We start from the raw sequence: 20,194 nt of genomic DNA on the forward strand, positions 1-20,194 counted from the left end.
ATAGGACCTTCGTTGCAATGAAGTCGAACGTCAGCTCTGGGGCCGATCACGTCCTCACATGCACGAAGGGCGGAAAGCGGACATTCAAGGCCTGCCTCGATCTTTAGACCTTCCAGGCAAGACTTCGTGCTGTACGCTGGGCATGCCATGCCCGTCGTGTTCAGTCACTACAGGTCTCTACGGACCCGTCCAAAACAGCCATCACGGCCACCAGTCCCGCCGACCCATGACCCGCTGTCCTTGTCAGGATTCCGCTAGCAAGTGCTTGTAGATGGTTGTCCGCGAAATGCCGAGTGTTCTCGCCGCCTGCGCGATCCCTCCATGCTGGCGCACTGCATCGCGGATAACCCGGCACTGGCTTTCCTTCCACGGAACCCCTGAACATTGCGGACAGGCTTCGATGGACTGCTGTGGCGAATAATTTATCGGCAGGAAAGGCGCGAAATCTTCGACGTGCAGCTTGGGCCCTGCCGCCTGTATTACGGCCTTCGTGATGATCGACCGCAGTTCATGCAGATTTCCCGGCCAATCATGGCGCGCAAGTATGGTCAGGGCAGAAGGATCAATGTCGAAGCCCTCTCCTCCCTGCGCGCGCACGAAGCGGCGCACCAGAGCATCCAGGTCGCTTCGGTCCCGCAGGGGCGGCAAGAGGATCGAGAAGCCTTCGATCCTGTAGCGGAGGGCGGGCAGCAGGCGGCTTGCCGCGACCTCGGCGGTCAGGCTGACGGTCGCGGTGCTGACGAAGAGGACGGGGCACCGAACTTCGCGCCCGTCCGCCGGATGCCTGAAAGATCCGTGATCCAGCACCTGCAACAGCGTCGCCTGCGCGGAATGTCCCAGCGCCGAGACCTCGTCGATGCAAAGCGTCCCATGCGCGGCCTGTTCGAGAAGCCCCGGCGCACCTTTGGGCCTACCAAGAAGGGCAGCTTCCGCATCGGAGCCGAGGGTTCGGGCGTCCACCGACACGAAGGGCCCGGAGCGGCCGGACGCAGCGTGTGCGAGGCGGGCGATGATTTCCTTGCCGGTGCCCGTTTCGCCCTGGATGAAGATGGACTGTCCGGCGGTGGCGACCTTGGGCAGGGGACGAAGGCGGCGGATGAGCTCCTCATCCTCGATCACCACGTCGCGGAAGAGGTTCCTGATTTCGGGGGCGGGTGTCTCGCTTCGCCGCGCCTGCTGCGGATTGGCCGCGGAGAACAGGCGGACCGCAAGCGCAAAGCTCGCCCGGTTGGCAACGCAGCGCACCGAAACGGCAGAGCCCATGCGGTCCCGCACGCGCAGCGTCTCCCCCTGCGCCAGACGCAGGGCCACGTCCTCGAACCGCTGTTCGAAGATGGAGTCGAAACTCGTGCCGATCAGGTTGCGGATACCGGCCAGAAACATCTCGCCCTTGCGGTTCACGGCATGGACCGAGAAGTCATCCTCGAGCACCAGCATACCCACCGACAGGGTGCCAAGATATTCGGGGCGCGGGTGAAATTGTAGGACGATGCGCCGGTCATGGGCCGACCGTATCAGGCAGTTCTCGATATTGCCGGCCGACATCTGGACAAGAGCAGCCGTGTGCTGCTGCCGCACCGTCGAGCGCGAGGAGGCATCCAGAATGCCCGCAAGGCCACCCCGCCCGTCGAAGATCGGCGCGCTGATGCAGGACACGTCCGAATGCGCCCGCAGGAAATGCTCTCCCCCGTAGACCTGTGCCGGTCGTCGGGTCGAGATGCACAGGCCCAGCGCATTCGTTCCGCGCAACTCCTCGGTCCAGACGGAGGCGGGAACGACCGCCTTGCCGGCATCGCTTTCCGCGAATTCCGTGTCCACGAGCGTTTCCAGCACCACCCCTTCAGGCGAGCCGAGCGCGATCATGAAGTTAGACCCCGCGATCTGGTCGAACAGCAGTTCCAGTTCGGGTCGCGCGAAACGCACCAGATCGGCGTGGTGGTCCTGCGTCAGCTTGAACTCGGTATCGCTCAGCATCAGCTTTTCATGGCGCGCCAGGGGATCAATCCCGAGGTCCAGACTGCGAAACCAGCTATCCGAGATGTCACCCGGAAGCGCGCCGCCCGGAAACCTTCCCTGGCTTTCGAGCATGTGGCGTGCGCGCGCGAGCGCGGTAGTGCGGATTTCCATCGCCAAGTCACCTCCCGCTCCTCGGCACAGGCGAAATGGTGGATGTTCGGGCCGCAGAGTCAACCACGGCACATGATTCGCCGCCGGAATGTCCATTTTCTGGACAGTCGAAGGGGGCGCGGTTCCCGCCCCTTGAAGGGCTGTCCCGTCTCTGTCCGCAAAATGAACAGGCCGGACGGCCACCTGTAAAGGAGCTGTGCGCACCCTGCCCATGCTGCGCTGCAGCGTTTGTGACAGCCGCAACATGCACCATTGCTCTTGCCGTGCCGCCGGTATCGGGGCGGTCTTTCCAAGGCGCATGACGATGAAAGCACAGGTTCTTCACCAATACGATCCCGCCCTGACGGCACCGACATGGGTGACGATGCAGGATGTTCCCGACCCAAAGATCCAGAAGTCGAACGATGTGATCGTCCGCATCGGTGGCGCGGGCGTCTGCCGCACGGACCTGCACATCATCGAAGGCATCTGGCGGCCGCATACCGACCCGACCGGCACCGGCCTCTTGCCCCTCATCATGGGCCACGAAAACGCAGGCTGGATCGAAGAGGTCGGCCCCGAGGTCGAGGGCTTCAAGAAGGGCGATCCAGTCATCGTCCATCCCAAGGTCACGGGCGGCACCTGCATCGCCTGCCGCCGCGGCCATGACATGCATGGGGAGGGCAAGTTTCCGGGGCTCGACTCCAACGGTGGCTATGCCGAATTCCTGCACACCTCGTCGCGCAACCTGATCGCGCTGCCCAGGACGCTGGCCCCCAAGGATGTCGCCCCTTACGCGGATGCGGGCCTGACGGCCTATCGCGCCGCAAAGAAAGCCGCGCAGCTCCTCCTGCCCGACCAATCGGTCGTGGTCATCGGCGCGGGCGGTCTGGGCCATATCGGCATCCAGGTGCTGCGGGCCATGTGCGCGGCGCGGATCATCGTGGTCGACATTTCCGACCGGTCGCTGGAACTCGCCGCGCAGGGCGGGGCGGACCATCTGGTCAAGGCCGATGGCGGCGAAGTGGAGGCGGTCAAGGCGCTTACCGGCGGCAAGGGTGCCGAGGCCGTGCTGGATTTCGTGGGCGAGAAGGGCACCACGAAGAAGGGCATCGACATGACCCGCCCGGCAGGCAGCTACTACGTGATCGGCTATGGCGAGAACATCGTCGTCCCGACCGTGGACATGGTGATCACCGAGAAGAACATCATCGGCAACCTCGTCGGCACATGGGCCGAACTGACCGAGCTGATGGCGCTGGCCGACCGCGGCCTCGTGGAGCTGCACACCAGACACTACGCGCTGGCTGATGCGAACCAGGCGCTTCAGGACCTTAACAACGGGCTGATCAAGGGTCGTGCCGTCCTCGTTCCCTGAGGGCGGACACGATCCACGACGGAAATCACTGGGAGGAGAGACGACATGACCACCAAGACCACCCTTCGGGGGGCACTGCTTGCCACGTCCGCGCTGATGATCTCGGCCGGACTGGCGGCAGCACAGGACTATTCGAAATACGGGATCAAGGAAGACGTGCCGGGCGCATGTTCCTTCGCCTCGATCGATGCCAAGGATTACTCCGGCCGCACGCTGAACATCATCACCCACGCCATCCCCGTGATCGGCGAGCCGACCGCGCTGCACGCCCAGCAGTTCCAGGAACTGACCGGGGCCACGGTCAACGTGGTGCATGTGCCCTTCGGCGACCTGTTCCAGCGCATCATGATCCCGTTCCAGACCGGGCAGCAGGCCTATGACGTGCTGTTCTTCGCCTCGCTCTGGCTGGGCGACTTCAACCCCTACCTTGCCGAAGTGCCGCAGGCCTATCAGGAAGTCTCGGGGATGCAGTCGGTGACGCCGACCTACAAGGGCGTTGCCACGTGGAACGGCAAGATGCTGAACTACACGATGGACGGCGACCGGCATTACCTGAAGTACCGTTCCGACGTCTTCTCGAACCCCGAGATGCAGGCGCTGTTCAAGGAAAAGACCGGGCGTGACCTGACCGTCCCCGCCACGTGGGAGGAATACAACGAGGTCGCCGCCGTCTTCAACAACATGGACTGGGACGGCGACGGCGCGCCGAACTTCGGTACGGCCGAAGTGACGAAGCGCGACGACCTGATGTTCTCGGCCTTCATCAGCCGCGTCGCGGCCTATGCCAAGCATCCCGACGTCAAGGGCGGCTTCTTCTTCGACCTCGCAACGATGGAGCCGCTGGTCAACACCCCCGGCTGGGTCAAGGGGCTCGAGATGTTCGTGGCGGCGCAGGCCTCGATGCCTCCGGGCGGCACTTCCTTCGGTCTGGGCGACGAGATCTTCTCCTTCGGTGGCGGTCAGGCACTGATGTCCTATTCGTGGGACGACGCCTTCATCCAGGCGATGCAGGAAGACAGCCCGATCCGCAACAAGGTGGCCGCAGCCCCGCTTCCGGGCGCGACCGAGGTCTGGAACCGCACCACAGGACAGTGGGACAAGTTCGACACCCCGAACACCGCGCCCTACGTGACCTGGGGTTGGTCCTCGGCCGTCGCATCCGCGTCGGAAAATCAGGACATGGCCTTTGACTACCTCTGCTTCTTCGGCAACGAGGCAAACACGCTGGCCGATCTGCAGATCGGCCGCTTCGGTGTGAACCCCTACCGCGAGGCGCATTTCGACCCGGCCTTCTATGAAACCGAACTCGGCTGGGACGTGAACACCGCCACGACCTATACCGACACGCTCAAGGCCATCGACGGCGGCCAGAACCAGGTCTTCGATCTGCGCGTACCCGGTGTAGGCGAGTTCATGTCCTCGCTCGCCGCAGGCGTTGCCCGCGCCCAGTCGGGCGAGGCCACCGCGCAAGAGGCGCTGGACGGCGTGGCCGCCGAATGGAAGGCGATCGTCGACCGCATCGGCGTCGACCGCGTCCGCGAGGCCTATGCCAACGTCGTCGCGCTCGAAGACAAGTAAGCTATGACACGACCGGGGGGGCCGCGGCAGTGCGGCCCCCCTTTCCCTGAGGGTGACCCCATGTACCGCCAGAAATACATCTTCCTGCTGCCCGGGCTTCTGGTCCTCGTGGCGATCATCCTCTTTCCGCTGCTCTTCACGATCCGCGTCAGCTTTTCGTCCTGGGATGTTTACAACCCGGGCCTGAACTGGATCGGCGGCGAGAACTATGCGCGGCTCTGGGAAGACGCCCGCTACTGGGAGGCGCTGACACGCCTTTCCGTCCTCACGGTGGGCACCGTACTGCTGCAATACACGCTGGGCTTCGCGCTCGCCCTGCTGGTCTGGCGCGACATCATCGCCCGCCGCTTCTTCCGCGTCCTCTTCCTCGTCCCGATGATGACGACGCCCGTGGTCATGTCGGTGATTTGGCGAACCATCTTCCACGAAAGCCTCGGCCCCCTGAACCCGATCCTCGACACCATCGGCATCGGTGCGCAGCCCTGGCTTTCGCAGGCAGGGCACGCCTTCGCCGCCGTGATGATCGTCGAAGTCTGGCAATGGACGCCCTTCATGTTCCTGCTGCTGCTCGCGGGCCTTCTGTCCCTGCCCAACGAACCCTTCCTTGCCGCAAGGATCGACGGCGCGGGGCCGATCCGCACCTTCCTGTCCGTGACCTTCCCGATGATGGGCGCGATCTCGGTCGGTGCCATCCTGATCCGGCTGATCGAGGCGTCGAAACTGATGGAGACGGTCTATGTCCTGACCTCGGGCGGACCCGGCACTTCGACCGAAACGACCAGCTACTACATCTACATCCGCGGGATGCGCGACTTCCAGATCGGCTACTCGGCCTCGCTCTCGCTCACCTACCTGATCGTCATGAGCGTGGCACTCACGCTGATCGCCAAGGCGCTGATCCGCCTGATGGTGAAGGACCGGACATGAGAACCCTCTACCTCGCCCTCAAATACCTTGCCGTCCTCTTGTGGTCGGCCTTCGTGATCTTCCCCTTCCTGTGGATGATCTCGACCAGCTTCAAGACCGCCAATGCCGTGACCGGCGGGGCGAAATGGCTGCCCTGGCTGCAGTTCGAGCCGTCCCTGTCGGGCTGGCAGTCGCTCTTCGGCGGGGTGGGCGGGATCAACATACTGAAGCCTTACGCCAATTCCGCCATCGTCACGCTGTCGGGCTCGGCCATCGCGCTCGTCCTCGGGATGCTGGCGGCTTATGGCCTGTCTCGCTTCACCTTCAAGGCGGGCCCGTTGAAGAACGGGGACATCACCTTCTTCTTCATCAGCCAGCGCATCATGCCACCCATCGTCCTCGCGATCCCCTTCTTCCTTATGCTGCGCTTCCTCGGCCTTCTGGACACGCTGCCGGGCCTCATCCTCATCTATGTAGCGATGCTGATGCCCATCGCGGTCTGGGTCATGGTGGACTTCTTCAACTCCGTCCCCCGCGGGCTGGACGAGATGGCCTGGATGGACGGCTGCACGCCCGTCACCACCTTCCTGCGGGTGATCCTGCCCAATGCCCTGCCCGGCCTTGTCGTCGCGGCCATGTTCTGCCTGATCTTCGGCTGGAACGACTTCTTCTTCGCCTTCACCATGACCTTCACCGAAGTGCAGCTCCTGCCCGTGTCGATCGTGGCCCTCAACTCCTCCGTCACGCCGTGGTGGTCGCTGTCCGCCGCAGCCATCGTCTCGGTCGCGCCGCTGGCCGTGCTGGCCTTCGTGGTGGAACGGTTCCTTTCTCGCGGCGGTCTTGCCGGGGCGGTGCGCTGATGCTCGAACTTTCCAACCTCACATTGGCCGAAGGCCGCGTGGCGCATCTCGACGATGTGACCGTCAGCTTCCGCAAGGGCCGACTGACCACGCTTCTGGGCCGTACGGGCGCAGGCAAGACCACGCTGATGCGGGCAATCGCCGGTCTGGCCGAACCCGACCGCGGCAGGATTGCGCTGGACGGCAAGGACTGGTCGCGCCTTGCCCCGTGGCAGCGCCCCGTCGCGATGGTGACGCAGCAGTTCATCAACTACCCGCACCTGTCGGTCCTCGACAACGTGGCCTTCCCGCTGGTCCGCCGCAAGGTACCGCAAGACAAGGCGCACGAGGCCGCCCGCGACATGCTGGGGCGGGTCGGCCTCGGCACCATGATCGACCGCCGCCCGAGCCAGCTTTCGGGGGGCCAGCAGCAGCGCGTCGCCATCGCCCGCGCCCTGGTCAAGAAGGCTCCTGTCGTCCTTCTGGACGAACCCTTCGTGAACCTTGACTACAAGCTGCGCGAGGGACTGCGCGAGGAACTGGTCGATCTTCTGAAGGCCGAACGCGAAACCATCGTCATCTACGCCTCCACCGACCCGCGCGAGGCGTTGCAGATGGGCGACGACGTCATCCTGATGGCCGAAGGCCGCGCCATCCAGTCCGGGGAGCCGCAGAACGTCTATGCCCGTCCCGGCACCACCCGCGCCGCAGAGGTGGTCAGCGACCCGCCCATCAACCTGATCGGGATGGAGGTGTCGGGCGGCCAGTTGCGGCTGGACCGTCTGGCCGATCTGCCCGCCCATGCGCTTGGGCGCGACCTGCCTGCCGGGCGCTACACGCTGGGCCTGCGCGCCCATTCGATCCGGCAGGGGGGCGATCTCTCAGCCCGCGTGTCGCTGACCGAGGTGTCGGGGTCGGAAACCGTAACACATCTGCAGGCTGCCGGTCAGTCGCTGGTCATGCTGGAACGCACTGTGACGAACCATGCACTCGGCACCATCATCACTCTGTCGCTCGATCTGGGCGATGCGCTCGTCTTCGACGCGCAGGGCCGCCTGGTCGAGAAGGAACTGGTCCATGGCTGAGATCATTCTCGAAAACCTCGCCCATGCCTACGCACCCGGCGCTCCATACGCGCTCAAGCCACTGCACATGACATGGCACAACGGCGGCACCTATGCGCTGCTCGGCCCGTCGGGCTGCGGCAAGTCGACCATGCTCAACATCATCTCGGGACTGCTGCGCCCGTCCGAGGGGCGCGTCCTGTTTGACGGGCAGGATGTGACGGCGCTCGACACCGGCAAGCGCAACATCGCGCAAGTCTTCCAGGTGCCGGTCATCTACAAGTCGATGACGGTGGGCGAAAACCTCGGCTTTCCGCTGGTCTGCCGCGGGGCGTCGCCGCAGAAAATCAAGGCGCGAGTGGAAACCGTGGCCGAACGGCTGGGCCTGGCCCAGTGGCTGAAGCGTCCGGCCAATGCATTGACGGCAGACATGAAGCAGCTCGTCTCCCTCGGCCGCGGATTGGTGCGCGAGGATGTTGCAGCAATCCTCCTGGATGAACCGCTAACGGTGATCGACCCGCAACTGAAATTTGACCTGCGCCGCATCCTCAAGGAGATCAACGAGGAATTCCGCGTCACCATGGTCCTCGTGACCCATGACCAGACAGAGGCGCTGACCTTTGCCGAAGAGATCGTGGTGATGAATCATGGCGAGGTCGTCCAGATGGGCAGCCCGACGGAACTGTTCGAACGGCCCGCCACAGAACATGTCGGCTGGTTCATCGGATCACCCGCGATGAACTTCCTGCCCGCAGTGCGCGATTCAGACAGGATTGTCGTGCCGGGTACGGCCCTGTCGGTCACGGTCCCCGCCGCCCTTCCCGACGGCGAACTCAAGATCGGGTTCCGACCTGAACATGCGACGCTGGCACCTTCGGGTGGGGATCTGGAGGGAACGGTCGGCAGGATCTGGTTCGAAGGCATGGATGAAGTGGTCGGGATCGATCAGGGCGCGCATCGCGTAAAGGTGCGTGTCAGCGGCACCAGCCCCGCCCGTATGGGCGCAACGGTCGCGGTCAGCGTGCCGGGCGACCGTCTTTGTGTCTTTGTCGACGGAAAGCGACTGCCGTCGGACTAGCCGAAGAACATAGGTCGACCTGACGGCACGATGTAGGACGGTTAACTTCGAGCGGCCGGCAGGCTTTCATCGAAGTGGTAATCCATCGAATTCGTGACGAGGTTCAACTTGGCACGACACCAAGCATAGAAGCATTCTCGTTAGGATGCTGTAAGGGCACGTTCTAAGGGCTCGTTCTTTGCGGCGTGTTCAGCCCGATCGTCCGCTAATGGGATGTGTCGGCTGCTTCCCCAGCGTTGGGTTATCCTGAAGCAGGATGCCCCCTCATCTGCAGGAGAACCAGCGCAGCGTGCGAAGAAGAAAGGAAGCATAGAAGAACTCGCCGTGGTCGGGATCGACATCGGCAAGGAGACTTTCCATCTGGTCGGGTTTGACCGATCCGGTCAGCTGGTCATGCGCAAGCAGATCAAGCGGCTGACGGCTGCAAGGCCGCCCAGGCAAGCCCCCCCACGGCCACAATCCCGGCCACACCGAGGATTGCGGCCAGCGGGGAGCCGTTTCGCTCAACGCGGGACTGACACGGATGGTCACGTCGCCGATCACGATTTCCACCATCGGCTCCGGCGCGTGGGCGGCGCCAGCTTCGATCCCCTTGTTCAGAAAAGCCCGCCGCCAGCCAAACAGCTGCGCAGGCGAAATCCCCAAACGGCGGGCCAGAGCTGAAACATTCCCCCCAGGCTCCAGCGCCGAGCGAACCGCCTGCTCCTTGAAATCATCCGACCGCCGCCGCCGCTCCCCGACCGGCGCACCCTCAAAACGCTCAACCACCGCCTCGACCAACTGCAAGCTACCAGTCGCAGGCATAGGCGTAGAACCAGTCGTAGACATGAAACCCCGGTCATCTGTTCAATGACCAAGACCTACCCTGGAGTCAGGACCCATAATTCCTGTTGAGCGAGGGCGCGCGGCGTGATTCATGCTTCCCAAAGTTGGGGGGGGGTGATGAGCGAGCTTTACTGGCTGACCGATACGCAGATGGAACGGCTGCGGCCGTTCTTTCCGAAGTCCCGCGGCAAGCCGAGGGTCAATGATCGGCGGGGTTTTGTCGCAAACTCTAACGTTTGACGGCCGTCGGCTTTGTGGCGACCGTCTTGCCATGAAGCAGATGGAACTGGGAGAGCTAAGCATGATTTCGTTCAAGGGTGCCCAGTTCCCGAAAGAAGTGATCCTGTTCGCGGTATTCTTCTACGTCCGCTACACGGTGTCGTACCGGGACCTGGAAGAGATCTTGGCAGAGCGGGGCGTGCAGGTGGACCACGCGACGCTGAACCGCTGGGTCGCCAAGTACTCTCCTTTGATTGCCGCCAATGCGCGGCGCAGGAAGACCCCGACAGATCGTTCCTGGCGTATGGACGAGACCTACATCAAGGTGAAGGGTGAATGGGGACTATCTGCCGCCCGGGCCAAGGGCGGAGCCCAGTGAAACCTCGATCGTTTCGGACTGGATCAAAGCAGAGGCCGCTTGCGCAGCCAGCTTGGCGCGAGTCGCAGGACGGCTCGGCGCCTTGGACGACCGACTCCGACGCGGACCGGAGGGATGGCGGCATCGGCTGGCATTGCTCGAGGCGGCAGATCTGAGCTGGTTCCTCGGCGACCGTGTGGGCCCCGACCGTCTGGCACTCTGGATTTCATTGCGCCTGTCGGGCGTGCAGGATGATACCGGCGCGCTGGCGCGCCTGGGTTGGGTAGTCCGGCGCCTGACGGGAGGGCCGGGACCGGAAGACGATCTGTCCGGTTTCCTCGACCGACGGGATCCCGAGACGATCGCCGCGGGTGCCGAACCTTTCGCCGATCGTGCGTCCGCTTGGCTCGACATGATGCGGGCAGCGCGCGCCCTGCACCCGATAACCCGGGCCTGCATGGGCTTCCATCTCTGGAGCCTCGCCGGCCTCGGGCAGTCCGGCGACCGCATAGAAGCGGCGGTTACGGCTGGACGGATCGCGGCCAGCGAGGGTAGGGGAGCAGTCTTCGCTCCGCTCGCCATGGGCGGGGCAGGGGGTTTGCGAGCAAGTGGCGCCCCTGCTGAGCGACTCGTTCGTTGGCTGGACGGCATGGAAACGGCGTGTCTGACCGCGATGCGCTACATGGACGACATTGAGGACTGGTCAGCGCGAGCGAAGTCCGCGACGGTCAGCCTGTCGGGGAAGACGCCGCCCGCGCTTTGTCGCGTGCTGACCGAATGGCCGTTGGTCTCGGCCCCTATGGCAGAGCAGCTGACTGGCAGTAGCCGGGCCGCCGTGCAGCGCAACTTGGCCTGGATGGAGGCGCAGGGGTTGATCCGCGAAGTGCCCGGGCAGGGTCGGTTCCGTATGTGGAAGGCAGCGTGACGTCGCGCCCTGTTCTAGCCGTCGGTCTTCGGAATGAAGGTCACGCTAGGTAGCCCCTCGAAATGCGCGTCGCAGGTCAGGAGCGTCGCGCCGCGGGAACGCGCAGTTGCGAAGATGATCGCATCGGCGGTGGCCAACTTGTAGACGCGGCAGGCCTCGGCCGCCGCGAGGGCTATCTCCGTGTCGAGTGGGACGACCTGACAGACTTGGGTGAAGGCGATCACCTGGTCCGCCTTGTCTTCACCCAATTCACGGGTCAGCCATTTCGCAAGCTCCAACTGGACCATGGTCGGCACCAGCCAGTCGGACTGCTGCGGCAAATGCTCGGTGAGCCGGTCCGCAGTGCTTGAGCCGATCAGCCATTCGATCCAGGCGGAGGTGTCAACCAGGACCATCAGAAGCGGTCAGTCCGGTCACGATATTCCGTTGGCACAGCCCCACGCGCAAGGCCCTTCAGCGCCTCGCGTTTGGGGACTGGCACCAGCAGGACACCCGTACCTTTCGGAATGAAGGCAAAGGTAAGCCCTGCCTCCCAGTGCTGGGCCGAGCGGATCGCCTTGGGGATCGAGATCTGGAATTTCGAGGACAAAGTGGCGGTCTCGGGCATTGTCGTACTTTCTGCTGATCGTTGCTGAAAACGTAAGATAACCGATGTGGGATTTCAAGCCTTCGCCGCTCGGACCTGTTGCGGTGGTGAGCGCTGCCTTGTGTTCTCGTCTCATGGTTCAACGCGTGATCTCGCCTTCCAGAACCGCCTGGCCGTGCACAACCAGAGTTGCCGTGAACGTTGAGCAGCCGTATTGGGCCGAGATTGCGAGCACCCGCCCGGCATAGGCGGCCGAACCGATGGCGCGACACAGATCGGAGGCATGGAAGTGCCGGTTGGTGATGGGGGCCGCCTTGATCATATCTATAATCTCTGTCTCCTGTGGCGTCGGATTGTGGCCTGCGGCGCCGCGAATTTCGCCTGCGGTTGCCTGGTTGGGTTTGGCGCGCCACTTCCGCATGAAGCCCAGCAGGTACCCAGCCGGCACTTCGGCGTTGCCTCTTGCTTGGTTGAAGGATCGGAATGCGTCCCAGATCACCTGGGTATCGACATTCCAGCAGGGCAGGGCGGTCTTCGCCGCCTTGATCAGATCGCCCCAAGGGGTTCGGTGGACGTTGGATACTGCTCGGATTTCGATCTTCCCGACGAACATCATTTTGTTCTTAGACTCGCTAGATAGTGAAGTGTCATCTGTAGCCGACACATGATTTGGCTCGGGCTCAAGGTTATCCACAGCGCCAAAGCGAAAGAGCCAAGGGGCGAACTTGCCGTGCGGCTTGGACCGGAAGAGCCCAAGGGCTGAGGATGCCAATTCAGCCAACAGGAGATTCAGATGCTGGCGCGGCACACCCATCTTGTCGGCAAGGCTGCCCAGCGTGAACGCGGCCGTTCCGCGCTCGAGCCCGTTGTAGCCATCCTTCCAGGCGATGCCGTCGAGGATGATCGTCGCGAGCTTGTGCGCCGCCGCGGAGAGTGGCGTTTGGGTGATGCGGCGCAGAATGGCGCCGGTCGTGAGTTCCATGATGTGTCGTTCCTTCAAGGGGCAACACCAGACCGCGAGGCGTGCAAAATTTCGTTCCGGCAAAGGCATTTGCCGGTTGAACGGGTCCAAAGCTCGCGCTAGATTCCCACTACCACGAGGGAATTTCTTATAAATTACAACAAATTGTCGCCGGCCCGCGTGAATTATGATCGCGGCACCTGACAGGCGAGCGGTGAGGGGTCACTCCTAGAGCCGCTGTCAGGTTTGCTGAGTAACCACTTGAGGCATGTGACATAACCTTGCTTATCGGTCAAAGGTCTGTAAGCGCAAAGTAGAACTGTCGCACCTGAGCAAAGTTAGAATGTCGCCCTGTCCTTCCAACAAAGGAGTCGGCGGCATGGGATGGGTGCTGATGAGCGAGCGCGAAGTTCACCGCGTTGAAGTGCTGTCCGGCGTAGTGGCGGGCCGGATGTCGACGAGCGAAGCGGCCTCAGTTTTATGTCTGAGCGAGCGACAGGTTCAGCGCTTGCTGAGGACCTTCCGCGAGGACGGCGCAGTGGCCTTGAGACACAAGTCTCGCGGAAGGCCGTCGAATAACCGCCGCCTCGAAGGCTTGCGCGATCTGACGCTGGCAATTGTGCGCGAACAGTATGCTGATTTCGGTCCGACATTGGCGGCCGAGAAGCTGGCGGAGCGTGATGGCGTGAATGTCTCGCGCGAGACCCTGCGCAAATGGATGGTCGAGGACGGACTCTGGCTCTCACGCAGCCAGCGGCGGGTCTTCCATCGTCCTCGGCTTCGGCGGGAATGCTATGGAGAGCTGGTGCAGATCGATGGCTCCGATCATCGCTGGTTTGAGGATCGTGACCCGCCCTGCACCCTGATCGTGGCCGTGGATGATGCGACGGGTGCGATCCAGGAGATGCGCTTTGTGCCCTCGGAGAGCACCTTCTCGTATTTCGAGATGCTGGCTGGATATCTGCGGTCCCATGGCAAGCCAGTAGCCTTCTACTCGGACAAGCATTCCGTGTTCCGGGTTGCCAAATCCGATGCCAGGACAGGCCATCAGACCACGCAGTTCGGGCGTGCACTTCTGGAGTTAAACATCGAGATTCTTTGCGCAAATTCGAGTCAGGCTAAGGGTCGCGTGGAGCGCAAAAACCGTACTCTGCAGGATCGACTGGTCAAGGAGATGCGCCTCGATGGCATCACCGGCATGAAGGCTGGGAATGACTGGTTGCCAGGGTACATTCTTCGGCACAACCAGCAGTTTGCCCGCCCCCCTACCCGCCCTGACAACCTGCATCGCGCGGTCACGGAGACGCCGGATCGCCTCAACGACATCCTGTGTTGGCGCGACGAGCGTCATGTCACCCAGCAGTTGACTTTCTCTTACGAGAGGAAGCGCATCATGCTGGAAGAGACCGAGCTCTCCCGCAGCCTCGTTGGCAAGTATGTTGATACATATGCTTGGGCGGATGGACGCTTTGAAGTGCGCTGGAAAGGCTTCTCCCTGCCCTACTCGGTGTTCGATCCTGATCAGCAGCGTGTGACCCACGCTGCGATCACCGAGAACAAGCGTTTATCGGAGGTCTTGTCCTACGCCAAAGCGCTTCAAGACGCTGAACAGAAAGCGCCAAAGATCGGGAAACAGCGCACTCAGTATACCCCAACAGGAAAGAAGAGCCCTGGACGCAAGAGTTGGCTCGACAAACGGGCGGAAAGACGGGCGCAAGCGGCCTCGACGCATGCTGCGGAGTAACCAGGACCGCAGGACCGGTCAGGTCTGCGATATTGGCGGTCTCCGCCCTGCCCGGTCCTGCTCCGGAGCCCTCAAACGACATTTCTACTTTGCAGACCAAGCGACGCTCAAACTTGGTGACAACAAGGTCCGTAGCCGCAAAATAGCATGGTTTCCCCTTCTAGCCCGTCACCGATTGACAGGCCATTGAGGGCGGGAAAGCAGCCTCTCAAAGAGGGCTAATCATCGTCTGTTTTCAGGTCGAAGACGGTGGAAACCGGCTTTAGATGATTGCATCGCTAGCGCTGTCGCGCATTCTGATCAGGAAGCCTAATCTGCTACTCTGAGTGCATGTGATTGTCGAAATCACGACTATGCCAGTCTGACAAGTTAATAATGATCATTATTCTCTTGGCAATTGCGCCAGCCGATCATTCGGTTCTCCTCGTAAGCAGTGATCTTTGACCAATACCTCTCTGGAAGACTGAGCTTGCACGCCCTTGACGAAATCTGCGGCCTTGGTTCCTTAAGCGCTGCCCCTTACGTTCCTGGCGCCGAAGCTTAAAAACATGTGGTACGATGAGCGCAGATATTTTGAATCACTGAAAGAAATAAACTCAAGCACAAGCTTTCAATTGGCCGATTCTATTTATCGCGCTATTCGAACAGTATCAACTTCAACGATGGAGATTTAAAATGAAGGCTGATACACAATTTCTCAAGACAACAGTGAATTACATTGTCGATCAGCAGATGTCGCGACGTAGCCTGTCTATCTATGCCGTTACAGATCTAGCTGTCGATATTGTCGTCTCTCTGCTAGCTGCAACTAGCGACGAAGAACCTATCAATCCGGGTCCGTCAAGGACGAGGAGAGACATCAACAGAAAGCAGGCGCAGTTTTTTCCGGCTGTACCAATCGAGGACTCTGTTCAAGACGACTACCTCATCTGTCTTGAAGACGGTTTGCGTTTCAAAATGCTGAAGCGGCATCTGAAAGAAGCTTACGGCATGTCGCCAGATGAGTACCGCAACAAATGGGGCTTGCCCTCCGACTATCCGATGGCCGCTCCGTCCTACTCGAGAGCAAAAGGTGAGATCGCCCGCAAGCTCAAGCTTGGTCGATATCCGCGACGCTGATGACCTCTCTTCAAACATAATGAACAGGCCATCGATCCTACCAGATCGATGGCCTGAGTCGTCTTGTAAAGGAGTTTCTAGGATCGAGCATTTAGAAGCCAACCCTCATTGAAATCTCTTAGTGAGTTTAAGAGAATTCGAGTGCTTAAGAATAGTGGTGCATTTAACCTGCTGCGGGCTTCGGGTTGATAGTTAATGGACTAAATAGGTTCACCGAAAACGTTAATGTTTCAGAAACCTTTAGATCCTACCTCGTATGATAAAAGATTTAAGGAGTTCTCATGGGTAAGCATTTCATCGCACTCCGTATTCGCCCCCTTAAGAAATGGGCAGATGTGGCCGCCGCAACTGAACACGGGCAACGCATCCGGAACGTGACACATGTAGACGCATCGCGAAGTAGCCTGAACGTTCACTGGACGCATGATCCAGCCGCAGGAGGTCTAGCGCCCGTAGGTGCCCCGGCCGACATTTCAGTCTGTCTGCGCAAGCGCGCAGAACAACTTGGCGTGCGTTGGCACAAGACTGCAATCGTTGCCACGGAAATCTTGTTCATCGCCTCCCCTGGGTTCTTCTTGAGCGACAGCGGCACCGCGGATTTGGTCCATGCGCAATGTTGGGCTGAGGCTTGTATAGCTGCGTGGGAGGGGCTCTTTCCTGGCCAGTCTGTGGCAGCTCGCCTCGACCTAGACGAGACCACGCCGCATCTGTCGGTCTTCTTTCTGCCGCTCCATGCGCGGGAATACCGCAGTGCCGTGCGCGCCCTTAAGGAACCCAATGCCACTTCATTGAAAGTTAGCCATAACAAGACTTTCGGAGAAGCCAAAGGACCGGTGATCCTTTCGATGCTTCAAAGCTGGATCGCGGATGAAATGCAGCTTGCAGGCTTTGACCTTCATCGCGGCCTTCGCGTTGATGAAATAGGAGCGACGAACAAGACACCAGCCGCTGGACGTCGTGCAGTCGAAGCTGCACGGCAACTTGCGACCGAGATCGAAGAGTTGGCCCGCCAAGACGCAGAGATCAGCAAAGCGTCTACAGAACACGAAATCGGCCAGCGGCTTGCTCATGTCCGTGATCAGATCGATGCCGCGCGAGGCAAGATCGTCTCGGCCCGCACCCGGAATCGCCAAGAAGCCGAGGCGATCAAGGAAGCCTGGGGTGAGATCGAAAAGGAGCGGGCTGAGCTGCGACAAGCAAACGATGACCTTCTGAAGCGGATTCAAGTGCTCGACAAAGTCATGCATCAGATTGCACACGATCTGGAAGTTGAGGTCAGCGGCTCCTTCTGGAAGCGCCTTAAGGCCATCAGTGATGCCTTGGAGGATCGTCGCAGTGGCGGTGGCCCGGCCTATCGACCGGGCTAAGGCACAGGGCCCGTTCAGGACGCCAGACAGGTCACGCTGGTCGTCGCCTCTCTGTCCCCGAGGCCGACCTCTTCAAGGATGCGACGGAGGTCATCTCCTGCCAGCTCGCGTCGTTCCAGCAAGATCTCGGTAAGGGCCAAGGTCGCCTCGCGGTGCGCCGTGATCGCCTCCGTGGCCGTGTTCTCAGCATCGCGCAAGCGCCGTTCGACAGCAGGCTTCATAGACGACGGAATGCCCAAGGAGAAAAGGGTGGCACTTGGCTGCCAGATCGGCACGCTGTCACTGAAGCCCCACTCTGCTTCCATCCTAAGGGCCTGCAAAGTCGCCTTCGCAATGTCGCTGTCAGGGCCATGACCCGCACCGCTGGAGAGATCGCCAAGCAAAACCCGCTCGGCCACTCGACCGGCCAGCAGTTCGGCGAGCGCATCAGTGGCGCTAGCCTCGGTGTGCATCGCAACCGCGGGACAGGTAACGGATCCCCCGGCAAGGCCAATCTGCACTGAGATTGGTGGAGGTAGACCCAAACTTGCGCGCACCACCAGATGACCGGCCTCATGAACCGCGATACGTCGCAAATGCGCGGCCCTGTCTCCCGAGAAGGCTACCTCACAAGCTGCTCGCAGATCTTCACCGTTTACCGCCCGACGTGCATGACGGGCGCGTCCTAAGGCCTCTCGCGCTCTCGCCGCAACTTCGGCTCCGGATGCTCCGATGAGCTCTCGCGCGGCCATGTCGAGATCCGCATCCGAAATGGCGACCGGCTGGGACAATCTGATGTTATCGGCGAGGATCTCGCGGATTCCGGTCCGATCCGGATTCTGGATCGGAATCTTGGTGTCAAACCTGCCCGGCCGGATCACAGCCGGATCGACAACAGCAAGATCATTCGTAGCCGCCAAAAGAACCAGACCCGGCACGCTTGCCGCATGCGAGAGCTCGGTGAGGAGCCCGTTGACCACCCCGCGCAGGTACTGTTCGTGCTGAGAGTCGCGCGCGCGCTCCGAGAAACCATCGATTTCATCGATGAACAGAACTGACGGTGCAGCTGCTTCAGCCTGTCGGAACACCTCATGCAAGGTGCGCAGCATGTCGCCTTGGTGTCCCGCTTTCTGACACGCCGAATAGCTGGTCGCAAAAAGCGGAATTTCAGCGCTGCCAGCAAATGCGGAGGCCAGCATAGTTTTGCCGTTTCCTGGGGGGCCGTAGAAGACGGCACTCATGCTCGCTTCCGACCATGTGAGAGTTCCGTCGCGCCAGGCATCGAGATCGGCGAGCATGCGCCGTAGATGCGCCACGGCATCGCTCTGACCTCGCACAGCGTCCAAGGTCACATTTGAGCTCTTCTGCGGCGGCCCGGCCAGCACTCGCAGACGCGAAGCCAGCTGATCGAGGTTTGGAAGGCGCAATGCGGCTTGCAATTGCGTCAAGGTGATCTGCCGAAGTGATTGATCTGGCGGAATGCTCGAGTGCAGATCATGCTCTGTCATGGCAGCCGCAGCGCTGTGGATCGTTCGGAGAATCTCGACGAGGACGGTCTGCGAAAGTCGAGGAGCGTGTAGGGTTTGGCCGACAAGGCGTTGCAACGCGGGCGGCAATGTCGGCCCCGGGGTCACCAGAAGTACCGTATCCCCTGCGCGCAGATACCTTTCGACGCGGCCAACCAGAGATTTGAGATTATGAGGCAACCGCGAGCTTCCGTCTGCAACCTCATTGCAGAACAGTACCTGACGCGCGGTGTCTGCCCCCTTTCTGGGGCTTTGCCATCGGCCCCAAAGCTGGAGGGCCATTTCCAAGGCTCCACGGGCTTCGCCAGGGTCCTCTTCGAGAAAGGGCAGGATCAGGTGAGTGAGATGACCCGGTTCTAGGACTCTGGCAAGACGCTCCCGCGTTCCGACAGCTTGGGCAAGTCCTGCCATTGCCGCAAGCTCGACTACGACCGGTTTCTTTGGCATCCAAGGGAGCCTAAACATCTGCTCAGGAGTCGAGACGGTCGCGATGCATGCATTTCCTTGCTTCACGGCATTGTCGTCGGAGAGCTCATTGTCCCAGATGTGCTCGCGTTTCCGGACAGGCCCAGAAAGCTCTTCAAAGAACACCTCTTCGAGATAGGCACGAAAACCGGCCCGAAGCGCACCCAGCCAGAAAGCGGTGTGTGGTCTTTGAGCGCGGGGGGATGTGTTTATGGTTGATGGTACCATTCAATGATCCTTGTTTCTTGCTGTGATGGGCATTCTCAAAACGCACCTTGAAGCCGTGGGTTTTTCAGCACTGCGGCAACCGGCGGGCCTTGACGATGTGAGCGATGGCCACCTCAAGACTGTCGATCGGGTCTGCCGCGAGGTCCTCAAGTTCAGACTCGAGCACACTGAATGACCGCCCCAAGTTCGGAACGAACTTGACGACGTTGTGAGAAAGCACCGCTAGTGCAGCGATGTGGAAATCTTTTTCGCCGTAGGCGAACACACCGCCTGCCCGAGCGTTGCCATGGGTGTTTTGAAACGTGCATCGACCATGGCGGGGCGCTGTCACAGTCTTGACCTGAATCAGGACTGCAGTGCCCGCGATGTTGAGAAGACGATCTGCAATGTCGAGATCAGCAGCAGTCCAGACAGTGAGACCGGCCCGTGTCAGCACGCTATCGACGAGGTACTCGCCAGCGGCACCTATGAATTTTGCTTTCGCGCGCCGTGTGCACTGCGGCACATCCGGAAAGTGGCGAAGATCCATAGGAAGCAGTTGGCCACAGCGGCCCTTATGCACGCCCCGCTGTAGGCTTCGGTGCGATCCGCCGCGTTCGTCTTCGAAGAAAGAGAAATCAGTCATTTTGGTTCCTTCTTTTGGGTGTGGTGGAAAAGCCCGCTGGCAAATCTGCCTGCGGAACGGAGAGTGAGACCTCGAGTTCAGGGCACATCACCCAAGAACCCGGATCGGGGGGAGAAAATGCCCGCGGCGCGTTTCGGACGGGCGTGACCCGTTCCAAACCCTGGGGAGGTGCAACAGCGCCGCGGGCAAGGGGCCGCACCTCTTCGACGGAGTAGCCCGTCAAAGACCGCAAGGCGCTCAGCTGATCGCGCTGCCCGGCCAATCAGAGAAAACGTCTTGCGTCCGAAACGTTGGTTTCAGGCGATGCGGAGGAAGATC

General features: G+C 61.2%; 16 protein-coding genes and 4 pseudogenes. 13 read left to right on the forward strand and 7 right to left on the reverse strand.

The features are described from left to right. Nucleotides 1-243 precede the first annotated feature (243 nt). Complete coding sequence (locus TabM4_RS21805) at nucleotides 244-2,127, reverse strand: sigma-54-dependent Fis family transcriptional regulator (protein ID WP_434622419.1); 1,884 nt, start codon at nucleotides 2,125-2,127, stop codon at nucleotides 244-246. 304 nt (nucleotides 2,128-2,431) lie between these two features. Here TabM4_RS21805 and TabM4_RS21810 point away from each other — a divergent pair, with 304 nt between their 5' ends. The 7 genes and pseudogenes from TabM4_RS21810 to TabM4_RS21840 form a co-directional block, all read left to right on the forward strand. Continuing rightward, the gene (locus TabM4_RS21810) at nucleotides 2,432-3,484 is read left to right on the forward strand and encodes an NAD(P)-dependent alcohol dehydrogenase (RefSeq protein WP_434622421.1); all 1,053 of its coding nucleotides are present in this window, start codon (nucleotides 2,432-2,434) and stop codon (nucleotides 3,482-3,484) included. Between the two features lie 45 nt (nucleotides 3,485-3,529). Continuing rightward, entirely contained in the window at nucleotides 3,530-5,062 is a 1,533-nt protein-coding gene (locus tag TabM4_RS21815) for an ABC transporter substrate-binding protein (protein WP_197647191.1), read from the forward strand. Nucleotides 5,063-5,122: 60 nt separating this feature from the next. Continuing rightward, nucleotides 5,123-5,989 (forward strand): carbohydrate ABC transporter permease, encoded by an 867-nt coding sequence (locus TabM4_RS21820; RefSeq protein WP_434622424.1) that lies wholly within the window; start codon nucleotides 5,123-5,125, stop codon nucleotides 5,987-5,989. Further along, nucleotides 5,986-6,828: a carbohydrate ABC transporter permease gene (locus TabM4_RS21825; protein ID WP_434622426.1), complete on the forward strand. Its 843-nt coding sequence runs from the start codon at nucleotides 5,986-5,988 to the stop codon at nucleotides 6,826-6,828. Before TabM4_RS21820 ends, TabM4_RS21825 begins: the two co-directional genes overlap by 4 nt. Continuing rightward, nucleotides 6,828-7,892, forward strand: a complete 1,065-nt coding sequence (locus TabM4_RS21830; protein ID WP_434622428.1) for an ABC transporter ATP-binding protein — start codon at nucleotides 6,828-6,830, stop codon at nucleotides 7,890-7,892. Before TabM4_RS21825 ends, TabM4_RS21830 begins: the two co-directional genes overlap by 1 nt. Continuing rightward, nucleotides 7,885-8,949: an ABC transporter ATP-binding protein gene (locus TabM4_RS21835; RefSeq protein ID WP_434622429.1), complete on the forward strand. Its 1,065-nt coding sequence runs from the start codon at nucleotides 7,885-7,887 to the stop codon at nucleotides 8,947-8,949. The genes TabM4_RS21830 and TabM4_RS21835 overlap by 8 nt, the downstream gene beginning before the upstream one ends. Nucleotides 8,950-9,258: 309 nt before the next feature. Further along, nucleotides 9,259-9,402 (forward strand): annotated as a pseudogene (locus tag TabM4_RS21840) (IS110 family transposase); the annotation flags it as partial. A 126-nt stretch (nucleotides 9,403-9,528) separates the two neighbouring features. Here the strand turns inward: TabM4_RS21840 and TabM4_RS21845 are convergent. Continuing rightward, nucleotides 9,529-9,777: pseudogene (locus tag TabM4_RS21845) on the reverse strand (transposase); the annotation flags it as partial. Between the two features lie 114 nt (nucleotides 9,778-9,891). Between TabM4_RS21845 and TabM4_RS21850 the strand changes: the two are divergent. The 3 genes and pseudogenes from TabM4_RS21850 to TabM4_RS21860 all read left to right on the forward strand — a co-directional run. Next, nucleotides 9,892-9,987, forward strand: a pseudogene (locus TabM4_RS21850) (IS5/IS1182 family transposase); the annotation flags it as partial. Nucleotides 9,988-10,075: 88 nt separating this feature from the next. Further along, nucleotides 10,076-10,333 (forward strand): annotated as a pseudogene (locus TabM4_RS21855) (IS6 family transposase); the annotation flags it as partial. Next, a complete protein-coding gene (locus TabM4_RS21860; protein WP_434622431.1) occupies nucleotides 10,326-11,276 on the forward strand; it encodes a hypothetical protein in 951 nt (316 codons plus the stop codon). The pseudogene TabM4_RS21855 and the gene TabM4_RS21860, both read left to right, overlap by 8 nt. Nucleotides 11,277-11,290: 14 nt before the next feature. Here the strand turns inward: TabM4_RS21860 and TabM4_RS21865 are convergent, their stop codons facing one another. From TabM4_RS21865 to TabM4_RS21875, 3 genes are all read right to left on the reverse strand, one after another. Beyond that, nucleotides 11,291-11,671 carry a type II toxin-antitoxin system VapC family toxin gene (locus TabM4_RS21865; RefSeq protein WP_434622432.1) on the reverse strand — a complete coding sequence of 127 codons (381 nt, stop codon included), beginning with the start codon at nucleotides 11,669-11,671 and terminating at the stop codon, nucleotides 11,291-11,293. Next, entirely contained in the window at nucleotides 11,671-11,883 is a 213-nt protein-coding gene (locus TabM4_RS21870; RefSeq protein ID WP_331796843.1) for an AbrB/MazE/SpoVT family DNA-binding domain-containing protein, read from the reverse strand. The genes TabM4_RS21865 and TabM4_RS21870 overlap by 1 nt, the downstream gene beginning before the upstream one ends. A 118-nt stretch (nucleotides 11,884-12,001) precedes the next feature. Next, nucleotides 12,002-12,844: a hypothetical protein gene (locus TabM4_RS21875; RefSeq protein WP_434622434.1), complete on the reverse strand. Its 843-nt coding sequence runs from the start codon at nucleotides 12,842-12,844 to the stop codon at nucleotides 12,002-12,004. A 358-nt stretch (nucleotides 12,845-13,202) separates the two neighbouring features. Here TabM4_RS21875 and TabM4_RS21880 point away from each other — a divergent pair, with 358 nt between their 5' ends. The 3 genes from TabM4_RS21880 to TabM4_RS21890 all read left to right on the forward strand — a co-directional run bounded on the left by TabM4_RS21880 (nucleotide 13,203) and on the right by TabM4_RS21890 (nucleotide 17,053). Next, nucleotides 13,203-14,567: an ISNCY family transposase gene (locus TabM4_RS21880; protein WP_434622436.1), complete on the forward strand. Its 1,365-nt coding sequence runs from the start codon at nucleotides 13,203-13,205 to the stop codon at nucleotides 14,565-14,567. 675 nt (nucleotides 14,568-15,242) lie between these two features. Further along, nucleotides 15,243-15,686 (forward strand): MucR family transcriptional regulator, encoded by a 444-nt coding sequence (locus TabM4_RS21885; protein ID WP_434622438.1) that lies wholly within the window; start codon nucleotides 15,243-15,245, stop codon nucleotides 15,684-15,686. A 281-nt stretch (nucleotides 15,687-15,967) separates the two neighbouring features. After that, the gene (locus tag TabM4_RS21890) at nucleotides 15,968-17,053 is read left to right on the forward strand and encodes a hypothetical protein (protein WP_434622440.1); all 1,086 of its coding nucleotides are present in this window, start codon (nucleotides 15,968-15,970) and stop codon (nucleotides 17,051-17,053) included. Nucleotides 17,054-17,067: 14 nt separating this feature from the next. Here the strand turns inward: TabM4_RS21890 and TabM4_RS21895 are convergent, their stop codons facing one another. Further along, complete coding sequence (locus TabM4_RS21895) at nucleotides 17,068-19,251, reverse strand: AAA family ATPase (protein ID WP_434622442.1); 2,184 nt, start codon at nucleotides 19,249-19,251, stop codon at nucleotides 17,068-17,070. Nucleotides 19,252-19,315: 64 nt separating this feature from the next. Then, nucleotides 19,316-19,876 carry a hypothetical protein gene (locus TabM4_RS21900; RefSeq protein WP_434622444.1) on the reverse strand — a complete coding sequence of 187 codons (561 nt, stop codon included), beginning with the start codon at nucleotides 19,874-19,876 and terminating at the stop codon, nucleotides 19,316-19,318. Nucleotides 19,877-20,194: the final 318 nt, after the last annotated feature.

Origin of the sequence: Tabrizicola sp. M-4, assembly GCF_051132405.1 — a bacterium.
Classification (GTDB): Bacteria; Pseudomonadota; Alphaproteobacteria; order Rhodobacterales; family Rhodobacteraceae; genus Paragemmobacter.